20 protein-coding genes and 1 pseudogene are annotated in these 22,425 nt (G+C 71.8%); 11 read left to right on the top strand and 10 right to left on the bottom strand.

Annotation, left to right across the window (positions count from 1 at the left end; genetic code table 11):
• The first annotated feature begins 141 nt into the window (after nucleotides 1–141).
• From leuC to CRM89_RS14565, 3 genes are all read left to right on the top strand, one after another.
• Nucleotides 142–1,566 carry a 3-isopropylmalate dehydratase large subunit gene (leuC, locus tag CRM89_RS14575; RefSeq protein WP_011210746.1) on the top strand — a complete coding sequence of 475 codons (1,425 nt, stop codon included), beginning with the start codon at nucleotides 142–144 and terminating at the stop codon, nucleotides 1,564–1,566.
• 39 nt (nucleotides 1,567–1,605) lie between these two features.
• Nucleotides 1,606–2,214 (top strand): 3-isopropylmalate dehydratase small subunit, encoded by a 609-nt coding sequence (leuD, locus tag CRM89_RS14570; RefSeq protein WP_011210745.1) that lies wholly within the window; start codon nucleotides 1,606–1,608, stop codon nucleotides 2,212–2,214.
• A gap of 158 nt (nucleotides 2,215–2,372) precedes the next feature.
• Complete coding sequence (locus CRM89_RS14565) at nucleotides 2,373–3,071, top strand: HU family DNA-binding protein (protein WP_011210744.1); 699 nt, start codon at nucleotides 2,373–2,375, stop codon at nucleotides 3,069–3,071.
• A gap of 127 nt (nucleotides 3,072–3,198) precedes the next feature.
• Here CRM89_RS14565 and CRM89_RS14560 read toward each other — a convergent pair whose 3' ends face one another.
• From CRM89_RS14560 to cofC, 3 genes are all read right to left on the bottom strand, one after another.
• Nucleotides 3,199–4,137: an NUDIX hydrolase gene (locus CRM89_RS14560; protein WP_011210743.1), complete on the bottom strand. Its 939-nt coding sequence runs from the start codon at nucleotides 4,135–4,137 to the stop codon at nucleotides 3,199–3,201.
• Between the two features lie 20 nt (nucleotides 4,138–4,157).
• Entirely contained in the window at nucleotides 4,158–6,326 is a 2,169-nt protein-coding gene (locus CRM89_RS14555) for an RNA degradosome polyphosphate kinase (protein WP_011210742.1), read from the bottom strand.
• 73 nt (nucleotides 6,327–6,399) lie between these two features.
• Nucleotides 6,400–7,080, bottom strand: coding sequence for a 2-phospho-L-lactate guanylyltransferase (gene cofC / locus CRM89_RS14550; protein ID WP_098084401.1), 681 nt, complete (start codon nucleotides 7,078–7,080; stop codon nucleotides 6,400–6,402).
• Nucleotides 7,081–7,111: 31 nt separating this feature from the next.
• On the opposite strand from cofC, the gene CRM89_RS14545 reads away from it, so the two are divergent.
• Together CRM89_RS14545 and CRM89_RS14540 are read left to right on the top strand one after the other, a co-directional pair.
• Nucleotides 7,112–8,122: an NAD(P)H-dependent glycerol-3-phosphate dehydrogenase gene (locus tag CRM89_RS14545; RefSeq protein WP_011210740.1), complete on the top strand. Its 1,011-nt coding sequence runs from the start codon at nucleotides 7,112–7,114 to the stop codon at nucleotides 8,120–8,122.
• A 65-nt stretch (nucleotides 8,123–8,187) separates the two neighbouring features.
• Nucleotides 8,188–9,279 (top strand): D-alanine--D-alanine ligase family protein, encoded by a 1,092-nt coding sequence (locus CRM89_RS14540; RefSeq protein WP_060594814.1) that lies wholly within the window; start codon nucleotides 8,188–8,190, stop codon nucleotides 9,277–9,279.
• A gap of 9 nt (nucleotides 9,280–9,288) precedes the next feature.
• Here CRM89_RS14540 and CRM89_RS14535 read toward each other — a convergent pair whose 3' ends face one another.
• From CRM89_RS14535 to CRM89_RS14525, 3 genes are all read right to left on the bottom strand, one after another.
• Entirely contained in the window at nucleotides 9,289–10,452 is a 1,164-nt protein-coding gene (locus tag CRM89_RS14535) for an NAD(P)-binding protein (RefSeq protein WP_098084398.1), read from the bottom strand.
• Nucleotides 10,449–11,102 carry a TetR/AcrR family transcriptional regulator gene (locus CRM89_RS14530; protein ID WP_011210737.1) on the bottom strand — a complete coding sequence of 218 codons (654 nt, stop codon included), beginning with the start codon at nucleotides 11,100–11,102 and terminating at the stop codon, nucleotides 10,449–10,451. The genes CRM89_RS14535 and CRM89_RS14530 overlap by 4 nt, the downstream gene beginning before the upstream one ends.
• Nucleotides 11,103–11,204: 102 nt before the next feature.
• Nucleotides 11,205–11,963 carry a DUF3515 domain-containing protein gene (locus CRM89_RS14525; RefSeq protein WP_098084395.1) on the bottom strand — a complete coding sequence of 253 codons (759 nt, stop codon included), beginning with the start codon at nucleotides 11,961–11,963 and terminating at the stop codon, nucleotides 11,205–11,207.
• Nucleotides 11,964–12,062: 99 nt separating this feature from the next.
• On the opposite strand from CRM89_RS14525, the gene CRM89_RS14520 reads away from it, so the two are divergent.
• The 4 genes from CRM89_RS14520 to CRM89_RS14505 all read left to right on the top strand — a co-directional run bounded on the left by CRM89_RS14520 (nucleotide 12,063) and on the right by CRM89_RS14505 (nucleotide 15,059).
• Entirely contained in the window at nucleotides 12,063–13,064 is a 1,002-nt protein-coding gene (locus tag CRM89_RS14520; protein ID WP_011210735.1) for a thiamine-phosphate kinase, read from the top strand.
• A gap of 11 nt (nucleotides 13,065–13,075) precedes the next feature.
• Entirely contained in the window at nucleotides 13,076–13,759 is a 684-nt protein-coding gene (locus tag CRM89_RS14515; protein WP_011210734.1) for a uracil-DNA glycosylase, read from the top strand.
• A gap of 70 nt (nucleotides 13,760–13,829) precedes the next feature.
• Nucleotides 13,830–14,087, top strand: a complete 258-nt coding sequence (locus CRM89_RS14510) for a hypothetical protein (protein WP_011210733.1) — start codon at nucleotides 13,830–13,832, stop codon at nucleotides 14,085–14,087.
• A 90-nt stretch (nucleotides 14,088–14,177) separates the two neighbouring features.
• A complete protein-coding gene (locus tag CRM89_RS14505) occupies nucleotides 14,178–15,059 on the top strand; it encodes an alpha/beta fold hydrolase (RefSeq protein WP_011210732.1) in 882 nt (293 codons plus the stop codon).
• Between the two features lie 10 nt (nucleotides 15,060–15,069).
• Here CRM89_RS14505 and CRM89_RS30980 read toward each other — a convergent pair whose 3' ends face one another.
• The 3 genes and pseudogenes from CRM89_RS30980 to rpmB all read right to left on the bottom strand — a co-directional run bounded on the left by CRM89_RS30980 (nucleotide 15,070) and on the right by rpmB (nucleotide 16,614).
• Nucleotides 15,070–15,846, bottom strand: a complete 777-nt coding sequence (locus CRM89_RS30980; protein ID WP_041561253.1) for an enoyl-CoA hydratase/isomerase family protein — start codon at nucleotides 15,844–15,846, stop codon at nucleotides 15,070–15,072.
• A gap of 93 nt (nucleotides 15,847–15,939) precedes the next feature.
• A pseudogene (locus tag CRM89_RS30975) lies at nucleotides 15,940–16,335 on the bottom strand (N-acetyltransferase family protein); the annotation flags it as partial.
• Nucleotides 16,336–16,422: 87 nt separating this feature from the next.
• A complete protein-coding gene (gene rpmB / locus CRM89_RS14495) occupies nucleotides 16,423–16,614 on the bottom strand; it encodes a 50S ribosomal protein L28 (protein ID WP_011210730.1) in 192 nt (63 codons plus the stop codon).
• A gap of 344 nt (nucleotides 16,615–16,958) precedes the next feature.
• Here rpmB and CRM89_RS14490 point away from each other — a divergent pair, with 344 nt between their 5' ends.
• The gene (locus CRM89_RS14490) at nucleotides 16,959–18,593 is read left to right on the top strand and encodes a DAK2 domain-containing protein (protein WP_098084392.1); all 1,635 of its coding nucleotides are present in this window, start codon (nucleotides 16,959–16,961) and stop codon (nucleotides 18,591–18,593) included.
• A gap of 24 nt (nucleotides 18,594–18,617) precedes the next feature.
• Entirely contained in the window at nucleotides 18,618–20,885 is a 2,268-nt protein-coding gene (gene recG / locus CRM89_RS14485; protein WP_098084389.1) for an ATP-dependent DNA helicase RecG, read from the top strand.
• Between the two features lie 22 nt (nucleotides 20,886–20,907).
• Here recG and CRM89_RS14480 read toward each other — a convergent pair whose 3' ends face one another.
• The gene (locus tag CRM89_RS14480; RefSeq protein WP_195039549.1) at nucleotides 20,908–22,329 is read right to left on the bottom strand and encodes a short-chain fatty acyl-CoA regulator family protein; all 1,422 of its coding nucleotides are present in this window, start codon (nucleotides 22,327–22,329) and stop codon (nucleotides 20,908–20,910) included.
• Nucleotides 22,330–22,425 lie beyond the last annotated feature (96 nt).

Here is a 22,425-nt window from a genome sequence, read left to right as displayed (position 1 = left end):
GTCTCGTATGCTGGGAAACGCAACTCCGGCGGCCATCGCCGGGAGATGCGGCTTCCGGCCGGGACGCGCAATCCCCAGAAGTCGAACCGCGGCGGCACAGCCCGCCGTCGCGGCCGCAGCCCGTTCGAAAGGTGATCGAGAATGGCCGACCGCCCACGTACCCTGGCCGAGAAGGTCTGGGAAGAGCACGTCGTCGCCCGGGGTGAGGGCGAGGGCGCCTCGCGCGAGCCGGATCTGATCTACATCGACCTGCACCTCGTGCACGAGGTCACCAGCCCGCAGGCCTTCGACGGCCTGCGCGCCGCGGGCCGCCCGGTCCGCCGTCCCGACCTCACCATCGCCACCGAGGACCACAACGTCCCCACCGTCGACATCGACAAGCCGATCGCCGACCCGATCTCACGCACGCAGGTCGAGACGCTGCGCCGCAACTGCGCCGAATTCGGCATCCGGCTGCACCCGATGGGGGACCTGGAACAGGGCATCGTGCACGTGGTCGGCCCGCAGCTCGGGCTGACCCAGCCCGGCATGACCGTGGTCTGCGGTGACAGCCACACCTCCACCCACGGCGCCTTCGGCGCGCTGGCGATGGGTATCGGCACCAGCGAGGTCGAGCACGTGCTGGCCACGCAGACCTTGTCGCTGCGCCCGTTCAAGACCATGGCGATCAACATCGACGGGCAGCTGCCGCCCGGGGTCACCAGCAAGGACGTCATCCTGGCCGTGATCGCCCAGATCGGCACCGGTGGCGGCCAGGGCTATGTGCTCGAGTACCGCGGCGAGGCCGTGCGCGCCATGTCGATGGAGGCGCGGATGACGATGTGCAACATGTCCATCGAGGCGGGTGCGCGAGCCGGCATGATCGCCCCCGACGAGGTGACCTACGAGTTCCTGAAGGGGCGTCCGCACGCGCCGAAGGGTGCCGACTGGGACGCCGCGGTGGCCGCGTGGGACGCGCTGCGGACCGACGAGGGCGCTGTTTTCGACGCCGAGGTGCACATCGACGCGAGCTCGCTGAGCCCGTTCGTCACCTGGGGCACGAACCCGGGCCAGGGCGCGCCGCTGAGCGCGACCGTGCCCGATCCGGCCGATTTCGCCGACGAGACCGCCCGCGAGGCCGCCGCGAAAGCGCTGCGGTACATGGATTTGACCCCGGGCACGCCGCTGCGCGAAGTCGCCGTCGACACCGTTTTCGTCGGCTCGTGCACCAACGGCCGGATCGAGGATTTGCGGGCGGCGGCCGAAATCCTGAAGGGCCGCCGGGTTGCCGAGGGCGTGCGAATGCTGGTCGTACCGGGCTCGATGCGGGTGCGCGCGCAGGCGGAAAAGGAGGGGCTCGGCGAGATTTTCACCGCCGCGGGCGCCGAATGGCGGCAGGCGGGCTGCTCGATGTGCCTGGGCATGAATCCCGACCAGCTCGAGCCCGGCCAGCGCTGCGCCTCCACCTCGAACCGCAACTTCGAAGGCAGGCAGGGCAAGGGCGGCCGCACCCATCTGGTCTCGCCGCTGGTGGCGGCCGCGACCGCGGTGCGAGGGACCCTGTCCTCACCGGCCGACCTGGACTGACGTCCACCCAGACACCCGAACCGACCCAGGAGAATCCCGATGGAAGCCTTCACCGTGCACAAGGGAATCGGCGTGCCGCTGCGCCGGTCCAATGTCGACACCGACCAGATCATTCCGGCCGTCTACCTCAAGCGGGTCACCCGCACCGGTTTCGAGGACGCGCTGTTCGCCGCATGGCGCTCCGATCCGGACTTCATTCTGAACACCGAGCCCTTCAACCGCGGCACCGTGCTCGTCGCCGGACCGGATTTCGGTACCGGATCCTCGCGTGAGCACGCGGTGTGGGCGCTGTCGGACTACGGCTTTCGAGTGGTCATCTCCTCCCGTTTCGCCGACATCTTCCGCGGCAATGCGGGCAAGGGCGGCCTGCTGGCCGCGCAGATGTCACAGAACGATGTCGAAATGCTCTGGAAGATGATCGAGGAACAGCCCGGCCTCGAATTGGTGGTGGACCTGCGCGACCGCACCGTCACCGCGGGAACCGTCGTGTTGCCGTTCGATATTGATGACTACACCCGGTGGCGTCTGCTGGAAGGATTGGACGACATCGGTCTCACGCTGCGCCGCAGCGACGTCATCGCCGAGTTCGAAAAGGCAAGGCCGACATGGAAGCCCACCACCCTCCCGGCGCCTATTTCGCAGGCGTAATCATCCGGGAGTGATAGCTGGCGCCGATCAGGGGGCGGTAGCTGGACGTGTGCTAAACCACCATGAATTTTGGCGTGGCACATAGACTCTTGCCCAAAGTGGGTTTACCGTGGTACCTAGTCGGTCCGACGACGGGCCATTAGTCTGCGGAGGATTCAATGAACAAGGCGGAACTGATCGACGTTCTGACCGAAAAGTTGGGTACGGACAGGCGCACGGCTACCGCGGCAGTCGAGCATGTTGTCGACACCATCGTGCGTGCAGTGCACAAGGGCCAGAGCGTCACCATCACCGGATTCGGTGTCTTCGAACAGCGCAAGCGTGCCCCCCGTGTCGCCCGGAACCCGCGCACCGGCGAAACCGTCAAGGTGAAAGCCACTTCGGTGCCCGCGTTCCGGCCCGGCGCCCAATTCAAGGCGGTGATCGCGGGTAAGCAGAAGCTGGCCGCGACCGGCCCGGCCGTCAAGCGGGGCGTGAATGCCCCTGTGGCGGCCAAGAAGACGGCGGCCAAGAAGACCACGGCCGCCGCCAAGAAGACCGCCGCCAAGAAGACCACCACGGCCACCAAGGCCCCCGCCAAGAAGACGACGGCGACCAAGGCCCCGGCGAAGTCGACCGCACGGAAGACCACCACGGCCACCAAGACCGCCGCCAAGAAGGCACCCGCGAAGAAGACGACGGCCACCAAGGCTTCGGCGACCAAGGCGTCGGCGACCAAGGCCACCGCGGCCAAGAAGACCACCACCGCCGCCAAGAAGACCACGGCGACGAAGGCCACGGCCGCCAAGAAGACCACGGCCGCGAAGAAGGCGCCCGCGAAGAAGACCGCGGCCAAGAAGACCGCCGCCCGCCGCTGAAGCGGCCCACCCACACCCCGCCGCTGGACCGAGAACGGCCCCGGGAAGTCTCCCGGGGCCGTTTCGGCTTGTGGGGATCGGGTTTTCGATCATGGGGGAATTCCCCTAACGATCCCCTAGCCGAAGGTCACGATTTCACTACGCCGGTCGAGAGCGAGCGGTCCATGTGGTCGGCGTCGACGAGTTGTCCGCCGGCGATCGACAGCACCCAGACGCTGCCCTTGCGATTGCGCGCGGGCGGCAGCTTCAATCCGTCGCGTTCGGCCCACCGGTCGAGCAGGTCGGGAATGACCTTGCCCTGGCTGCACACAACCCGGACGTGCGCAGGCGAGACCAGCTCGGCCAGCCTGGCCAGGCCCGCGTCCGGATCGGCGGCGTAGCCCTCCTCCGACAGCAGCGGTTCGAGCGTGATCGGCACGCCGAGCCGCTCGGCCAGCGGCTCCACGGTCTGCACGCAGCGCAGCGGCGGCGCGGAGAACACCTGGGCGGGTCCGAAGGCGAGCAGATTGTCCGCCAGCGCCCTGGCCTGCTCCTGCCCGGCCCGTTCCAGCGGTCGCTGCTCGTCGGGCCCGTCGAAGCGTTCCCGGTGGCCGGCCTTGGCGTGCCGCACCAGCAGCAGGGTGGCGGTGTCGGCGGGCAGGCGGGCGAAGGTGCGTACCACCTGCCGGTCCATCGGATAGGACAACTGGTCCATCACCTTGTCGAGCGGATACCAGCCCAACTCGTCCACTTCGGCGTTGGCGTGGAACTCGCCGTCGGCGACCTCGGCCGCCCAGTAGTCCACGCGCTTGAGTTTGCGGTGCCCGGGGATCGGATAGGTGACGTGACCGAGGTAGCGGCCGAGCCGGCAGTTCAGGCCCGTTTCCTCCCGGACTTCGCGCACCGCGGCGAGCACGGGGGTCTCGCCGGGGTCGAGTTTGCCCTTCGGCAGCGACCAATCCTGATATTTCGGCCGGTGCACCACCGCGATCTCGATCGTGCCCGCCGGGGAGCGCCGCCACACCACCGCACCCGCGGCATGAATATTGGCTGTCACCCGGGGATCCCAGAACGGCCCGCCGTCCATCGTGTATCCCGCGCTCTCGCTCACTGCTGGTCCGGCCTCCGTAGGCGCATCAGGAACTGCTGGTGGTCGCGCACCTGCCCGTCCGCGGTGCCCGCACGGTCCGGGGAAGCCTGCCAACTGCCGTCGGGTTGGAGCACCCAGCAGCGGGTGGTGGGGGCCAGCGCCGAGTCGAAGACCTGGCCGAGTTGCTCGCGCAGCTTCGGGTCCTTCACCTGTGCCATCACCTCGACCCGGCGGTCCAGATTGCGGTGCATCATGTCGGCGCTGCCGATCCAGTACTCGTCCTGCGCCTGGAAGTGCATGATCCGCGAGTGCTCGAGGAACCGGCCCAGGATCGAGCGCACCTCGATGTTCTCGCTCATGCCGGGAACGCCGGGCTTGAGGCCGCAGATGCCGCGCACCACGATCTGCACCGGCACACCGGCCTGGGAGGCACGGTAGAGCGCGTCGATCACCTGCTCGTCCACGATCGCGTTGGCCTTCAACCGGATTCGCGCCGACGCGCCCCGCTGGGCCAGTTCGATCTCGCGCTGGATGCGCTCGATGATGCCCGCCCGTACGCCCTGCGGCGCGACCAGCAGGTTGCGATAGTTCGCCTTGCGCGAGTACCCGGTCAGCGAGTTGAACAGGTCGGTCAGGTCGGCGCCGATTTCCGGTGCGGCGGTGAGCAATCCGACGTCCTCGTAGAGGCGGGCGGTCTTGGGGTTGTAGTTGCCGGTGCCGATGTGGCAGTAGCGGCGGATGGTCGAGCCCTCGCGGCGCACCACCAGGCAGGTCTTGCAGTGCGTCTTCAACCCGATCAGGCCGTAGACCACGTGCACGCCTGCCTGCTCCAGCGTGCGGGCCCACTTGATGTTGGCCTGCTCGTCGAAGCGGGCCTTGATCTCCACCAGCGCGACCACCTGCTTGCCCGCCTCGGCCGCGTCGATGAGCGCGTTGACGATCGGCGAGTCACCCGAGGTGCGGTACAGCGTCTGCTTGATGGCCAGCACCTGCGGGTCGGCGGCGGCCTGCTCGATGAAGCGCTGCACGCTGGTGGAGAAGGAGTCGTAGGGGTGGTGCACCAGCACGTCGCCCTCGCGCAGCGCGGCGAACACGTTGCGCGGGGTCTCGCGCTCGCCGAAGGCGGGCGGGGTGGCCGGGACGTAGGGCGCGTCCTTGAGGTTGGGGCGGTCGACGCTGTAGACCTGCCAGAGGCAGGACAGGTCGAGCAGACCGGGCACCTGGATGACGTCACCCGGGTCGACATCGAGTTCGCGCAGCAGCAGATCGAGCATGTGCTCGGTCATGTCGTCGGAGACCTCGAGCCGCACCGGCGAACCGAAGCGGCGCCGGGCCAGTTCGCGTTCCAGCGCCTGCAGCAGATCCTCGTCGCGGTCTTCGTCGACCTCGAAATCGGCGTTGCGGGTGATCCGGAAGGAGTGGTGCTCGACCACTTCCATGCCGGGGAACAGCTGGTCCAGGTGGGCGGCGATGAGCGCTTCCATCGGCAGGAACGCCGCGATCGTCGAGCCGTCGGTGCGGCGCACCCGCACGAAGCGGTCGACGTTGTCGGGGACCTTGACGCGGGCGAAGTGCTCGCCGCCGGTCAGCGAATCCTTCACCGTCACCGCGAGGTTGAGGCTGAGTCCGCTGATGTATGGGAACGGGTGCGCCGGGTCGACCGCGAGCGGGGTGAGCACCGGAAAGACCTGGTCCTGGAAGTAGGCCGACAGGCGACCGCGTTCGTCGGCGTCGAGGTCGTTCCAGTCGATGATGGCGATGCCCTCGGCGGTGAGCGCGGGCAGGACCGAGTCGAGGAACACCCGCGCGTGCCGGTCGGCGATCTCCTGGGTGCGCGCGGTGATCATGGCCAATTGCTCGCTGGGCGAGCGGCCGTCGGCGGAGCGAACCGACAGGCCGGTTTCTGCACGGCGCTTGAGCCCGGCGACCCGCACCATGTAGAACTCGTCGAGGTTGGACGCGAAGATCGCCAGGAACTTCGCCCGTTCCAACAGGGGGAGCGAGGCGTCCTCGGCGAGCGCGAGAACGCGCGCGTTGAAGTCGAGCCAGCTCAACTCGCGGTTCAGGTAGCGATCTCGTGGCAACCGCTGCGTCGCCTGGTCTGCCTGAGGGGGAGTCGCGGCCGGCGGTGGCGTGGGCAGCTGCTGCTGCTTGACGGTTTCCGTATCGCTCACGCCACCGATCATCCCTTACCGACCACGCGGTGTGCACGTCGACGCCGCCGAACACCTGGCGAATCCCAGGTGCCGCGGCGACCCCCTAGCACACCCGGCGGGCCGGTTCGTGAACACGGCAGGACCAGCCGATGTCGCGCAGGAGTGCGCGTGTCGACGAACCGGCGCCCAACTCCACCGCGCGCTCCAGATCGGCGGCGGTGTCCACGTCGCGGCGCAGCCCCGGCCACTCGCCCGGCAGATCCACCGCGCCCGCGGCGATGTGGCGCCGTGCCGAATCCGGGCCGAACGCCGGGGCCAGCTCGCCGCCGTCGCGCACGAGCAGCGCCGCGGTGCCGGTGCCCGCGTGGTCGGTGACGATCGCGCGTCCGCCGCGCGGCGCCGTCGCCAGCACGTCGGCCAGTTCGTCGGGACGCAGCGCGGGCAGATCGGCCTGGAGCGCCAGCAGGTCGACGCCACCGTGGCGTGCCCGCACCCCGGCCGCCGCGGCGGCCAGCGCGGCGTTGAGGCTGTCGGCGGAATCGGCGGCGGGCTCGGGATGCACGTGCCCGCCGAGCGAGCGAGCCAGGTCGGCGACCGCGGCGTCCGGGGTGACCACGGTGACCGCGGCGATGCCCGGCGCGGACGTCGTCGCGGTCATGGTGTCGGCGAGCATGGCCAGCACCAACCGGGCCCGGTGCTCGGGGCGCAACCGGTCGGCGAGACGGCTCTTGGCCTGATCCAGGCGCTTGACCGCGATCAGGGCGTGCACGGCGTGCGGACGCATGCGCCCAATCCTTGCATGGCATATTGGGTTGATGACGAGGGCGGCAGTACTTGGTGCGGGTTCCTGGGGAACCGCGTTCGCGAAGGTGTTGGCCGACGCGGGAACAGAGGTGACGATCTGGGCGCGGCGCCCGGAGATCGCCGAGGCGTTGGCCACCGAACACCGCAATCCCGCCTACCTTCCGGACGTGCAACTACCCGCCGTATCGGCCACGCACGACGCCGAGGCCGCGCTCGACGGCGCGCAACTGGTCGTGCTCGCGGTGCCCTCGCAGTCGCTGCGGGCCAACCTCACCGGGTGGCGGCCCGCGCTGCGCGCCGCCATCGACGAGCACGACGCCACACTGCTGAGTCTGGCGAAGGGCATCGAGACCGGCACGCTGCTGCGGATGAGTCAGGTCATCGCGGAGGTGACCGGCGCCGAGGAACGCCGCATCGCGGTGCTCTCCGGTCCGAACCTGGCCAGGGAGATCGCGGCCGGACAGCCCGCCGCGACCGTCATCGCCTGTTCCGACGCCGCCCGGGCGGAGGCCGTGCAACAGGCCAGCTACACCGGCTATTTCCGCCCGTACACCAACACCGACGTGATCGGCTGCGAGATCGGCGGCGCCTGCAAGAACGTGATCGCGCTGGCCTGCGGCATCGCGGCGGGCATGGGTCTGGGTGACAACTCCATCGCCAGCCTCATCACCCGCGGCCTCGCCGAGATCATGCGGCTGGCGGTGACCCTCGGCGCGGAGCCGGTGACGCTGGCCGGGCTGGCCGGGGTCGGCGACCTGGTCGCCACCTGCACCTCGCCGCTGTCGCGCAATCGTTCCTTCGGGCACGTGCTCGGCGCGGGCGGATCGATGGAGGCGGCGCAGCAGGCGACCCATGGACAGGTCGCCGAGGGTGTGAAGTCGTGCACATCGGTGCGGGCGCTGGCCGCCGCGCACGAGGTGGAGATGCCGTTGACCGACGCCGTGCACCGGGTGTGCCACGAGGGCATTTCGGTTCGCGAGGCCGTCGGCAGCCTGCTCGGACGCCGCATCAAGCCGGAGTAGGGACCCCAGAAGTCCGGGCACGGGCAGCGACGGAGAAGCCCGCCGCGCCCGGTACCGTTCGGTGCATGACGAACCGGATCAGGGTGGCTGTGGTGTTCGGTGGGCGGAGCAACGAGCACGCGGTGTCGTGTGTCTCGGCCGGGAGCGTGCTGCGGCACCTCGATCCCACCAGATACGAGGCCGTCCCCATCGGCATCACCCCACAGGGCGGCTGGGTGCTGGCGAGTTCCGACGTCGCCGCGATCGGCCTGAGCCACGAGGCGCTGCCCTCGGTGGACGCCGGCGGCACCGCCCTGACCCTGACCGCCGACCCCACCCGCGGTGGCGAGCTGGTCGCGCTCGACGACGCGGGTGCGGTGCTCGGGACGGTGGACGTGGTGTTCCCGATCCTGCACGGTCCGTTCGGCGAGGACGGCACGCTCCAGGGCATGCTCGAACTCGCCGGGGTGCCCTATGTCGGGCCCGGCGTGTTGGCCAGCGCCGCGGGCATGGACAAGGAGTTCACCAAGAAACTGCTCGCCGCCGAGGGGCTTCCGGTCGGCACCCAGGTGGTGCTGCGGCCCGGCACCGCGACCCTCACCGAGGAACAGCGCGAGCGGCTCGGACTGCCGGTGTTCGTGAAACCGGCGCGGGCGGGTTCCTCGATCGGCATCACCAAGGTCGACGATTGGGCGGCGCTGGACACCGCGATCGCGGCGGCGCGCGAACACGATCCGAAGGTGATCGTGGAGGCGGGCATCGTCGGCCGCGAGGTGGAATGCGGCGTGCTGGAATTCCCGGACGGCCGGATCTCGGCCAGCGTGCTCGCCGAGATCCGGATGCCCGAGGGCGACGGGCCGCAGTTCTACGACTTCGACACCAAGTACCTCGACGACGTGTGCGAATTCGACGTCCCGGCCAAGCTCGACGACGACATCGCCGAGCAGGTCCGCGAACTGGCCGTGCGGGCCTTCCAGGCCCTGGACTGCCAGGGCCTGGCCCGCGTCGACTTCTTCGTCACCGCCGACGGCCCGGTCATCAACGAGATCAACACCATGCCGGGCTTCACCTCGATCTCGATGTACCCGCGCATGTGGGAGGCCACCGGCATCGACTACGGGACACTGGTGTCGACGCTGATCGAGACGGCGCTGGCGCGGGGGACCGGGCTGCGGTAGCGGACGGAGTCAGACCGCGCGGGCGGCGCGGGCGGACGCGGCGACGGCCGCGCGGGCGGCGTGCAGTGCGCTGTTGATCGAGATCTCGCCGCGCATCCCTGGCGCGGCGACCATGTCGCCGGCCAGGAACACGTCGTCACCGCGGACCACCGCGGGGCGGTCGCGCCAGGTCTGTCCCGGCAGATCCAGCGCGCCGGTGCGGCCCTTCGCCGTCGCGGTGCGGCGGAAGGTGGCCCGATCCCGCCAGCCGGGCACCGCGAGATCGGCGAAGCGGGCCAGCCGATCCTGCGCGGCACGCGGGGATTCCCCGGCCCGCACCGGCATCTGGAGCTGGAACAGCGAGTGGCCCGCCGGGGCGATCGTCGGGTCCTGCATGGTGTAGCTCTCGTGGAAGCCGCCCTCGTCGAGGTCGAACAGGATCGTCCGGTCGCGGCGGTCGGCGGGTACACCGAGGTCGAGCAGCGCGGCATGGCCGCTGGTCCACGCGAGCGTGTCGTCGCCGAGCAGGCGGCGGGCCGCGTGCAGATCGGTGGCGACCACGACCGGGCCGCCGGACGGCAGGGCGTCCAGGCGCGCGCCCGTCTCCACGACCACGCCGAGTTCGGCTGCGCGCGCGGCCATCCGATCGATCACGCGTTGCCAGCCGCCGCGCACCCAGCGCACGGCGGGCACCTTCGGGCCGAACACACGGCCCACCAGGTCCCAGACGAACGCGGCCGACAGGCGGCCGGTATCGGCGTCGTAGGTGGCCACCGCGATGGCGTTGGCCATTCTGGTCGCGGTGCGTTCGCCCCAGCGCCCGGCCGCCCAGGACCGGAAATCCTGATCCACCGGGGCGGTGACCGGGCGCAGCTGGGCGCGCAGCACGTCCATGGGGAGCATCGGACGCACCCGGCCGTCGGCACGAAAACCGAAGCGCGCCATGGCCGCCGGGCCGGGCAGGCCGAGTCCGGCGACGAACCCGCGCCGCTTCAACCACGCGTAGTGCGGGCCGTCGGCGTAGAAGACGTGGGCGCCCTCGTGGGCGACGTAGGGCGGGGCGGTGGCGCGGGCGCGGCCGCCCAGGGTGGCGTGCGCCTCGTACAGGCGCACCGGCACGCCGGCCTCCGCGCACGCGATGGCCGCGGTCAGCCCGGCCAGGCCGCCGCCGACGACGGTGATCGTGGTGGTCATGATCGTTCCTCTCCCTCGGGGCCCGCCCAGTCGAGCCGGGCGGCGGTGAGTTCGGCGGTGGCGCGCAGGTAGCTGTCGGCATCGATCGCCGCGGGATGGTCGCCACCGAAGATGTCGCGGATGAGCCAGAAGTGCGAGATCGCGCCGACGACGACGGCCGCGGTGGGCCCCCAGTCCCGGTCGCGGTGCTCGGGTGCGGCCAGCCCGGCCAGTGCCCGCGTGACCACCGACATCACCGTCGCGTACTCCTCGCGCCGGAACACCTCCAGTACGGACGGGTCGATGCTGTTGTCCCGCAGCAGGATTCGCGTCACGTCCCGGTCGTGCTCCAGGCGGTCCAGCCCGATCCGACACAGCACCGCCAGCCGGTCGGCGGTGCTACCACCCGGTGCCGCCGCGGCCAACGTCTCGGCGATGGGATGCTGCGGATCCAGCAGCCGCGTCCATTCGGCGCCGCGCTCGGTCAGCCGGTGCGCCACCGCCGCGGTGAGCAGCGCGTCCTTGGACCGGAAGTGCCGGTACAGCGCGCCCGAGCCGCCGGAGAGTCCGGCCTCCTGTTCGATCTGGGCCACCGATGTCGCGGCGAAGCCGCGCTCGCCGAACAGGCGCAGGGCGGCCGAGATGATGCGTTCGCGGGTGGACGGGGCCACATCGCCTCCTTGTAAGTAACCACTTACTTACAGTGAAGCGGCGCCGGCGTGCGCTGGCAAGAGGGGTGTGGGAATCGCCACGGGACAGCCGTCCCCCAGTGGTCAGTTGGGGAGCGGGCCGGGGTCGATCTCGCGGGCGGGAAGGGTGGCGGTAATGGTGTCGGAGACGGTTTGCAGGGGGGTGGGGCCGGAACTGTCGGGAACCGTCAGGGCGATGTAGGTCTCGCGGTCCACGGCGAACCAGGTGCTGGTCGCCGCGGCGTCGTCGCGGATCTGGAACCACTGCACGCCGTTGACGATCTGCAACGACGAGGCGCGGTTGAACTCGAGCGGGCGGTCCAGGCCGCAGCGCAGCACGACGGGCTCGCCCTCGCCCTCCGGCTGCCAGGCGCGCGTGGCGGGCGGCGCGGGTTCGATCAGGGTGGCCTTGGTGTAGTCGCCGAGGTCGGCGGGCAGCGCGGGCAGCAGCGCCTGGCATGCCGGACCGTCCGCGGCGGGGGCCGGGACCGGGCCCAGCGCGAGCGGCTCGCGTTCGGTGGGCAGGTTGCGCGCCATCACCGCCGCGACCAGCACACCGACGACGAGGATGACCGGCAGCGCGACGGCGGTCGCGATCAGGGCGGGGGAGTAGGCCCGGTCGGCGGGCTCCGGGACGACGGGCTCCGCATCGGCGGGCTCCGGGTCGACGGACTCCTGCTCGGCCTCGTCGGCGGGCTCGGGGTTCCCGGCGGGCGGTTTGTCGAGGGACGGGCGGTCGGTCTCGGTTCCGGCCCGGTCGCCGTCGGGGCGCTGGGCGCCGTCCGCTGCCTCGCGGCCGCCGTCCTCGCGTTCGGCGCCGTCGTCCGGCGAATCCGCCGCCATGCCCCGGGTCCTTTCCTCGTCCGCCTCGATGGTCTCGGTCGGGATCAGGGTACCGTCGAGCGGATTTCTGCCTGCACGACCGTCGCGGAAGGAGGACCGGTGATCGGCGAGGACGGGACGCCGCCGACGGTGCGCGAGCTCGGGGAGTTCGCGCTCATCGAGCGGATCAACGCCGGTCGTCGGCAGGGCCCGCAGGTGCTGCTCGGCCCGGGGGACGACGCGGCGGTGGTGGCGGCGCCGGACGGGCGGTTCGCGGTGAGCACCGACATGCTCGTCGAGGGCAGGCATTTCCGGCTGGACTGGTCGACACCGCACGACGTCGGCCGCAAGGCCATCGCCCAGAACGCCGCCGACGTGTTCGCGATGGGCGCGCGGCCGACCGCCTTCGTGGTCGCCCTCGGCTGTCCCGCCGACACCCCGGTCGAGGTGATCGACGGACTCGCGGCGGGCATGTGGGCCGAGGCGGAGCGGGTGGGCGCGTCCGTCGCGGGCGGTGACCTCGTGCGCAGCCGCGAGGTGGTCGTCTCGATCACGGCCTTCGGCGACCTGGGCGGACTGCCGCCGATCACCCGGGCCGGTGCGCGGCCGGGCCACGTGGTCGCGGTCGCGGGCCGGCTCGGCTGGTCGGCGGCCGGCTTGGCGGTGCTGACCACCGGTGCGGCGCCGGACGGTCCGGGGGCCGAAGCGGTGGCGCTGCATCGGGTTCCGCACCCGCCGTACGAGGCGGCGCCGGTGGGTGGCGGCCCGCGCCCGCACGCGTTGACCGACGTCTCCGACGGCCTGCTGGCCGACCTCGGCCACATCGCCGACGCCTCCGGGGTGGCGATCGACCTGTCCGCGTCCGCGTTGCGCGACGACGCACTGACCGCACTCGCCGCCACGATGAATGTCGATGCGCGGCAATGGGTTCTGGGTGGCGGCGAGGATCACGCCTTCGTCGGCGCCTGGGCGCGGGAGGCACCGCTGCCGCCGGGCTGGCGGGCGATCGGGACGGTCCGCGCGGGGTCGGGGGTCACCGTGGACGGGATGAGCTGGGACGGCGCCGTGGGCTGGGAATCGTTCCGTGGGGCGGAGGCTGCGCCGGGAAACGAACCGCGATAGGTTGTGCGGTCATGGGCGCGAAACCACTGTCGGAAATCATGGATCCGGGCTGGGCGCAGGCGCTGGAGCCGGTGGCCGACCGCATCAGGGCGATGGGTGATTTCCTGCGGGCCGAGAACGCGGCCGGACGCGGCTACCTGCCCGCGGGCGAGAATGTGCTGCGCGCGTTCCAGCGGCCGTTCCGCGACGTGCGGGTGCTGATCGTCGGCCAGGACCCCTACCCGACGCCGGGGCACCCGATGGGCCTGAGTTTCTCGGTGGCGCCGGATGTTTCGCCGATTCCACGCAGCCTGGCCAACATCTTCGCCGAACTGCACAAGGACCTCGGCCACCCGACACCCTCCTGCGGCGACCTCACCCCGTGGTCGGATCAGGGTGTGCTGCTGCTGAACCGGGTGCTCACGGTCTCGCCCGGCCAGCCGGCCTCCCATCGCGGCAAGGGGTGGGAGGCGGTGACCGAGCAGGCCATCCGCGCGCTCGTCGCCCGGGACGAACCCCTGGTCGCGATCCTCTGGGGCCGCGACGCCGCCACCCTGAAGCCGCTGCTCACCGAGGCCGAGGTGCCCTACATCGAATCGGCCCATCCCTCCCCGCTGTCGGCGTCGCGGGGATTCTTCGGCTCCCGGCCGTTCTCGCGGGCCAACGAACTGCTCGACGAACTCGGTGCCGAGCCGGTCGACTGGCGCCTGCCCTGACCATCCCACCGTGTCCCGGGCGCTCCGGGGCCTGTTCCATCGCACGACACATCGATTGAGGAGCACCACCATGCAGCACACCACCGTTCGCGCCGGTCTGCGCGGTACCACCGCGACCCTGGCGTTGGCCGCCGCCCTGGCCGGGGGCGCGTCCGTCGCGAACGCCGAGCCGTTGCGGCTCGAGCCCGCCGCGCCGAGCGCGGTCGAGACCGCGCCGGTGGCCGAGGAGTTCACCTCGTCCGGTTCGTCCACCATCTCCGCCTCGGTCAACGCGAAGATCGCCTGCACCTTCCAGCGCACTTTCAGCGCGATGCCGCTGGACTGCTGACCTGTCGCGACGCCGGGCCGGCGGACAGCCGCCCGGCCCGGCGCGCAGGGGGGACTGTGAGGAAGCACTCATCTGTGCGATCCTCGGATCGTGAGTAATGCGAACTACCTTCTCGAGCCGCAGACGCTGCGGCTGCGCGGCTCGGGCGGGCTCGAGCTGGCCGCCGACCTGTTCGGCCCCGAGGACGGGCCGCTGGTGATCTTCCTGCACGGCGGCGGCCAGACCCGACACTCCTGGAAACGCACCGGCGCCGCGCTGGCCGCGGGCGGACTGCGGGTGGTCACCCTGGACGCGCGTGGCCACGGCGACAGCCAGTGGGCCCCCGACCGCGACTACAGCCGCGCGGTGATGGTGGCGGATCTGCTCGCGGTGCTCGACCAACTCGGCGCGACCCCGGAGCGGGGTGCCGTGGTGGTGGGCGCCAGCATGGGTGGCATCACCGGCCTGCTGGCCACCGCGCAGCCGGGCGGTGCCGCGATCCGCGCGCTGGTCCTGGTCGACATCGTCACCCGGCCCCAGCCCGAGGGCGTCGAGCGGGTGATGACCTTCCTGGGCAAGCACCGCGACGGCTTCGACACCGTCGAGCAGGCCGCCGACGCGGTCGCGGCCTATCTGCCGCATCGCCCCCGGCCGAAGAACCACGACGGCCTGCTGCGCAACCTGCGCCACCGCGACGGCCGCTGGTACTGGCACTGGGATCCGGACATGATCGACGGCCGGACCGCCGACGCCGACACCGACAGCATGGCCGCGCTGCTCGAGCCCGCCGCCCGCGCGCTCACCATCCCGGTACTGCTGGTGCGCGGCCGGATGTCGGATGTGGTGAGCGAGGAGGCGGTCGCCGAATTCCTGGAGCAGGTGCCGCACGCGCAGGTGGTGGAGATCGGCAACGCCGCGCACACCGCGGCGAGCGACGACAACGACGCCTTCACCGACGCCGTCGCGGAGTTCGTGCTCGCCGCGGCGCGCTGATCCGCGGCGGTCAGAACCGGGGCGGGCGCTTCTGCACGAACGCGTCCACACCCTCCCGGCCCGCCGGGCTGTTCGCGGCCGCGGCGATGCCGTCCCGCTCGCGGTCGAGCTGGTCGCTCAGCGACGAGGTCAGCGAGGCCCGCAGCAGCTCTTTCATGCCCGCGTAGGTGGTGCGCGGTCCGCGTGCCAGCGTCACCGCCAACTCCCGCGCCGCCTCACGGACCGCGTCATCGGCGACGAGCCGGCTGAGGATGCCCAGGCGCACGGCCTCCTCGGCGTCGAGCACCGCGTCGGTGAGCAGGATCTCCCGTGCCCGGCCCATGCCGACCACCCGGGGCAGGGTCCACGACATGCCGCCGTCCGGGCTGAGCCCGATGCCCGGATACGCCGGGCGCAGCTTGGTCGACGGGCCGCCGAGGGCGATGTCGGCGGCGAGCACGAGGCTCATGCCCGCGCCGGCGGCCCAACCCTGGACCCCGGCGACCACGGGGACGGTGGTCGCGTCGAGTGCGCGCACGAACTCGTGCAGGTCGGTCGCCAGCCCGTGGATGTGTGCGCCGCGATCCTCGGCGGCGGCGAAACCGCGCACGTTGCCGCCCGCGCAGAAGTTCGCGCCCGTACCGGTGAGCAGGACCGCACCCACCTCCGCGCCGCGCTCGCGCAGGGCGGTGGTGCCTGCGGCGATGCCGGCGAAATCCAGTGCGGTGCCGTTGGCGGCGGTGGCGATGGTGATCTGCAGGACGCCGTCGGCGGTGGTGATGTACTCGGTCTGCTCGGTGGAGGTCATGCTCGGCACCTTAGCGGCGGGCCGGACCATGCGGACCTGGGGTAGGGCGGTGAACGCCTCCGGCCCGCGTTCGCCGGAGGCGGTGAAGCCGTGCCTGCGGTAGAAGGCGCGGGCCCGGGGATTGTCTTCGAAGACCCACAGACTCGTGGTGACGCCGGGGTCGAGGACCGCGACGAGCAGGTCGTCGGCCACCCCGGTGCCGTACCACCCGGCACGGACGTAGAGGGCGCGCAGCTCGCCGTGGGCGGCGGTGGCGAAACCGATCACGTCGTCGCCGACGAGCGCGACGCGGGTGCGACCGGAACGGTCGTCGCGGAGGTCGCGGGTCACCGCGGCGGCCCGGCGGTCGACGTCGAACGCGTCGAGGATCGGCGCCGGGACCAGGCCGCGGTAGGCCTCACGCCAGGAGGCGATGTGGCAGGCGGCGATGCCGCGGGCGTGCGCGGTGGTGGCGGGCAGGATGCGCCACGGCCGGTTCGTGGTCCTCATCGGAGACCGGTGGGACGACAACGCCCCGGCTCACCCGAAGGGGTGCCGGGGCGTGTGCGGAACAGCGTGAATCAGCCGCGGAGCGAATCAGCCGCGGACGACCTTGCCCGCCTTCAGGCAGGAGGTGCACACGTTCATGCGGCGGGTGTTGCCCGGGGCGACCTGGGCACGCACGGTCTGGATGTTCGGGTTCCAACGACGGTTGGTGCGCCGGTGCGAGTGCGAGACCGACTTCCCGAAGCCGGGGCCCTTGGCGCAGACGTCGCAGACGGCAGCCATAGTCGCGAACTCCTTCATGTCAGGTGGGGACCGCCGCCCGGAACGAGCGGCATGTCCGGAAACAATGTCGTGATGTGCCCCTGCCGGCTGACACCGGCGTGCGCCAACCTCGGCGGGCGGCGCGCGGCAACCCTGCAAGAGTAACCGCCCGGCCCCCGATCGGCCAAACCGGGGGCCGCGGGGCAGCCGCCGACACCGAGGTCACGCGCCCCGGCGGCGGTCGTCGCCGCTGTGCGGCCGGTGTCGGCGCGGGCCGCTAACCTGGCGGGCGGCGGTGGACAGCGGTGCGAGGGAGTGAGGTGACAGTGCCCGGGGAGCGGGAAACGATCGACAGCGCTGCGCTGATGCTCTGGGGGCGGCTCTGCCTCGAGGGGCTGGCCGAGCGCCGCGAGGAGATCAACTCGCTCAACGTGTTCCCCATCCCCGACGCGGACACCGGCACCAACCTGCTGGCCACCATGCGGGCCGCGGTCGCGGCGGCCGAAGACCGGGTCGGCGCGTCCCACGGCACCGCGCACGAGGTCGCGACCGCCATGGCGCGCGGCGCGACCGCGGGCGCGCGCGGCAATTCCGGAATCATCCTGTCGCAGCTGCTGCGCGGCATCGCCGAGGCGAGCGAACCCGGCCCGCTGACGGCGGCGACCCTGCCGCGGGCCTTGCGGCGGGCGGCCGAACTCGTGCGGGCCGCGCTGAGCGCACCGGTGGAGGGCACCATCCTCACCGTGCTCGAGTGCGCGGCCGACAGCGCGTCGGCCTGCCGCGAGCCGTCGTTGGCCGAGGTCGCCGTGGCCGCGGCCGACGGTGCCGCCAAGGCGCTCGGCGACACCCCCTCGCAGCTGCCGGTGCTGCGCGCGAACGGCGTCGTCGACGCGGGCGCGCGCGGACTGGTGGTGCTGCTCGACGCGCTGGTCGCGGTGACCCGCGGGCACCGTCCGGCCCGGCCGGAGTACCGGCGGCCCGCGGCTGTCCCCGGCGCGCGGCCCGCCGCTCCCGGCCACGCGGTGGCGCGGACACCGGCCGCGTCCGCGTCCGCGTCGGAGGGCCCGCCGACGCCGGGCTTCGAGGTGATGTACCTCGTCTCCGACTCCGACGACGCGCGGATCGAGCGACTCCGCGGCGCCTTGACCGTGCTGGGCGACTCGGTGGTGGTGGTGGGCGACGGCGCGGGCACCTGGTCGGTGCACGTGCACTGCGCGGATGCCGGGGCGGCGGTGGAGGCCGGCCTGGCCGCGGGGACGTTGCGCGGCATCAGGATCGAGAGCTTCGGTATCGACGGCGTCGGCCCGGACGGCGGGCACGCCGACGACGAGCCCGAGGACGGTCCGGCCGACCGCGGGGTGCTCGCGGTGGCGACCGGCGCCGACGCGGCGGCGCTGTTCGAGGCGGCGGGCGCGGTGGTGCTCGACGACCATCCGGTCACCTCGGCCGGTCTGCTCTCGGCGATCCGGCAGATGCCGCACCGCGAGGTGCTGGTGCTGCCCAACGGCGCGCTCCCCGCGCACGAGCTGGTGGCCGTCGGTGTGGCCGCGCGTGGCGAGCATCGCGACGTGCTGCTGCTGCCGAGCGGGTCGATGGTGCAGGGACTGGCCGCGCTGGCGGTCCACGACCGCGCCCGCATCGCCGTCGACGACGCCTTCGCCATGTCCGAGGCCGCCGCCGCCACCCGCTGGGGTTCGCTGCGCCGCGCCGAGCAGCGCGCGCTCACCATGGTCGGCACGTGCGCCCCGGGCGACGGCCTCGGCCTGGTGGGACACGACGTCGTCGTCATCGACCGGGACGTGCCCGGTGCCGGGCGCACGCTGCTGGACCGGATGCTCGGTCTCGGCGGCGAGCTCGTGACGCTGCTGCTGGGCGCCGACGCCGATCCCGGGCTGGCCGAGGAGCTGTGCGCGCACATCGAGGCGGGATTCCCCGGCGTCGAGGTGGTGGTGTACCCGGGCGGACAGCGGGGGGATCTGGTGCAGATCGGGGTGGAATGAACGGTGGGGAATGAGGGCTGACACATGGCGACACTGAGCGACCGGCTCGACCACATCCTCGGCGCGAAGGCGGCCGACTCGCTGGCCGACGCCTTCGACATGCACACCGTCGAGGATCTGCTGCGGCACTACCCGCTCCGGTACGCGACCCAGGGCCAGCCGCTCACCGAGGAGGCGCCCGAGGACGGCTCGCACATCACCGTGATCGGCCGGATCACCAAGACCGAGCTGCGCCCGATGCGCAACCGCCGCGGCTCGCTGCTGAAGGTGCAGCTCGACACCGGCTCGGGCCGCCCGGTCGATGTCACCTTCTTCAACGGCGACAAGGTCAAGTACGTCGTGAAACAGGGCCTGCGGGCGATGATGTCGGGCAACGTCAGCTATTGGCGGCCGGGCAGCTGGAGCCTGAGCCACCCCGGTTACCTGATCCTGCCCGAGACCGAGGACGAGTCGGTCGGCACGATGACCAGGGTGCGCGGCGGCGGTGATCTGCGCGGATTGGCCGAGAGCGCGAAAGGCGCCGCCGGAGTGGACGTCTCGTTCATGTCGCGGGAGTTCATCCCGGTCTATCCGGCGACGGCGAAGGTGCAGAGCTGGGATCTGCTGGCCTGCGTGCGCCAGGTGCTCGAACAACTCGATCCGATCGACGACCCGCTGCCGCTGGACATCCGCGAGGAGCGCGGGCTGCTGCCGGTTTCGGACGCGCTGCGGCTGATCCACCTGCCCGAGCACCGCGCCGACATCGATCGCGCCCGGGACCGGCTGCGCTTCGACGAGGCGCTGGCCCTGCAGCTGGTGCTGGCCGAACGCAGGCACGAGGTGTCCGCGCGCACCGCGCGCCCGTGCCCACCGCGGGCCGACGGCATCGCGGCAGCCTTCGCCGAGCGGTTGCCGTTCGAGCTGACCGCGGGGCAGCAGAAGGTGATCGGGGAGATCTCCGCCGACCTCGCCCGCACCCATCCCATGCACCGGCTGTTGCAGGGCGAGGTGGGGTCGGGCAAGACCATCGTCGCGCTGCACGCCATGTTGCAGGTGGTGGACGCGGGGCAGCAGTGCGCGCTGCTCGCCCCCACCGAAGTCCTCGCCGCCCAGCACTACCGCTCGCTCACCGCGATGCTGGGCGAGCTGGGGACCGCCGGCGAACTCGGCGCGGCCGAGCACGCCACCCGGGTCGTGCTGGTGACCGGGTCGATGTCGGCGAGTGCGAAGAAGGCGGCGCTGCTGGCGGCGGTCACCGGCGAGGCCGGGATCGTGATCGGCACCCACGCGCTGATCCAGGACAACGTCGAGTTCTTCGACCTGGGCATGGTGATCGTCGACGAACAGCACCGTTTCGGCGTGGAACAGCGCGACGCCCTGCGCGCCAAGGCCAAGGCCGGGACCAGTCCGCACCTGCTGGTGATGACCGCGACCCCGATCCCGCGCACGATCGCCATGACCACCCTCGGCGACCTGGAGACCTCCACGCTCACCGAACTGCCGCGCGGCCGTTCGCCGATCACGTCCAAGGTGGTACCGCGCAAACTGCATCCGAACTGGGTGGACCGCGCGTGGGAGCGCATCCTGGAAGAGGTCGGGCAGGGTCGCCAGGCGTATGTGGTGTGCTCGCGCATCGGCGACGACGAGGAGGGTGGCAGGACCGCCAAGGGGCGCAAGGCCGCCGAGGAGAAGGAGCCGCCGCCGACGCAGGCGGTGCTCGACGTGTTCGAGATGCTGCGGCACGGTCCGCTGGCCTCGGTGCGGGTCGGCCTGCTGCACGGCAGGCTGCCCGCCGACGAGAAGGACGAGGTGATGCGCGCCTTCCACGAGGGCGCGGTGGACGTGCTGGTCTGCACCACCGTCGTGGAGGTCGGCGTGGACGTGCCGAACGCGACGGTGATGGTGATCGTCGACGCCGACCGGTTCGGCGTGAGCCAGCTGCACCAGCTGCGCGGGCGCGTCGGCCGCGGCGCGCATACGGGCCTGTGCCTGCTGGTGACCGACGCGGCGCCGGGCGGGTCGGCGATGACGCGGCTGGAGGCGGTCGCGGCCACCAACGACGGGTTCGAGCTCGCCGTGCTCGACCTGCGCCAGCGGCGCGAGGGCGATGTGCTCGGCTCGGCCCAGTCCGGCACCGCCCGCTCCCTGCGGCTGCTGTCGCTGCTGGACGATCTCGAAGTGATCACCACGGCGCAGGACTTGGCGCGCCGGCTGGTCGAGGCGGACCCGGGCCTGCGCGAGCACCCGGGCCTGGCCGCGATGATGCACGCCGCCGTGGACGCCGAACGGCTGGAATACCTCGCCAAGTCCTGAGCCGCCCGCGGCCGGTCGCCGGCTAGCGCGGCAGGCGTGGGTAGGGCAGGTCGGTGCTGGTGTGCTCGCTCACCGTGAGCGGGCTGCCGATCTGCGGAAAGGCGCGTTGCGGGCAGGCCGGGCGCTCGCAGACCTTGCAGCCCGCGCCGATCGGCACCGCGGCGGCGGGATCGTCCACCGGCAGTCCCGCCGAATACACCAGCCGGTCGGCGTATTCGATGTCGCAGCCGAGACCGATGGCGAATTCCCTGGTGGCGCCGCCGAATCCGCGCGGCGCGGGGGCGGTGGTGCGGGCGATCCAGAGGTAGCGCCGCCCGTCGGGCATCGCGGCCACCTGGGTCAGGATGCGGCCGGGCTGGGCGAAGGCCTCGTGCACCACCCACAGCGGGCAGCTGCCACCGACCCGGGAGAAGTGGAAGGCGGTGGCGGACTGGCGCTTGGAGATGTTGCCCGCCCGATCGGTGCGCACCAGGAAGAACGGCACGCCGCGTTGCCCTTGTCGCTGCAGGGTGCTCAGCCGGTGGCAGACCGTCTCGAAGCCGACCTCGAACCGCAGGCTCAGCAGGTCGATGTCGTAGCGCAGTTCCTCGGCCGAGCGCAGGAACCGGCCGTAGGGCAGGATCAGCGCCGCGGCGAAGTAGTTGCCGAGGCCGACCCGGGCCAGCGCGCGGGATTCGCCGGTGAGCGACGGTGTTTCGGCGAGCACGGCGTCGAGCTGATCGCCGTACAGGAGGAAGCCCAGCGTCGCCGCGATCTGGAAGGCCCGCTGGCCGGGCCGCAGCCGCCTGGCCAGCGTCAGGGTGCGGCTCTCGGGGTCGTAGTGGCGCTTGGGGATGGCGGGGTCGGCGCCGTCGCCGCGTACCAGCACCGTCACGCCCGCGCGTTCCTCGGCGACCCGCGCCAGCTGGCGATCCAGCGAGCCGATCGTCAGCCCGCACTCCTCGAACATCTGCTCGGCGGCGTGATCGAGCTGGGGGATGTGGTTGTGGTGGTCGTAGAAGAAGTCCCGCACGTCCTCGTAGGGCATCGGCACCCCCGGCGCGCCCGCGGGGGTGGCGACCCGCGCCGAGAGCAGATCCAGCTGGTCGGTGGCCGCGCGCAACCGCCGGTGCATGGCCACCAGGATGCGAGCCACCTCCGGCTGCCGGGTGGCCAGCTCCTCGACCTCGGTGAGCGGGGCGCTGTCCCCGCCTGCGGCGTCGACCAGTACGTCGTGCAGATCGGAGACCAGCCGCGCGTCGGAGTCGGCGGCGAAGAACTGCACGTCCAGATCGAACGTGGAATTGAGCTTGAGCAACACCGGGATGGTGAGCGGTCGCTGGTCGCGCTCGAGCTGATTGAGGTAGCTGGGCGAGAGATCGAGGGATTTGGCCAGCGCGGCCTGGGTCATCCGCCGTTCCTCGCGCAAGCGCCGCAACCGGGCACCCGCGTACATCTTGCGCACGGGCGCAAATCCTAGACCCTTCGCGCTTCGCAGACCTCGCCGTCGCGCGGCTTGTCGGCGCCGGAATCCCACTGCGGCAACGCATTCTGACGTCGG

The sequence above is a fragment of the Nocardia sp. FDAARGOS_372 genome (genome assembly GCF_002554515.1).
GTDB lineage: Bacteria > Actinomycetota > Actinomycetes > Mycobacteriales > Mycobacteriaceae > Nocardia > Nocardia farcinica.
This window is presented reverse-complemented; position numbering and strand designations above follow the sequence as displayed.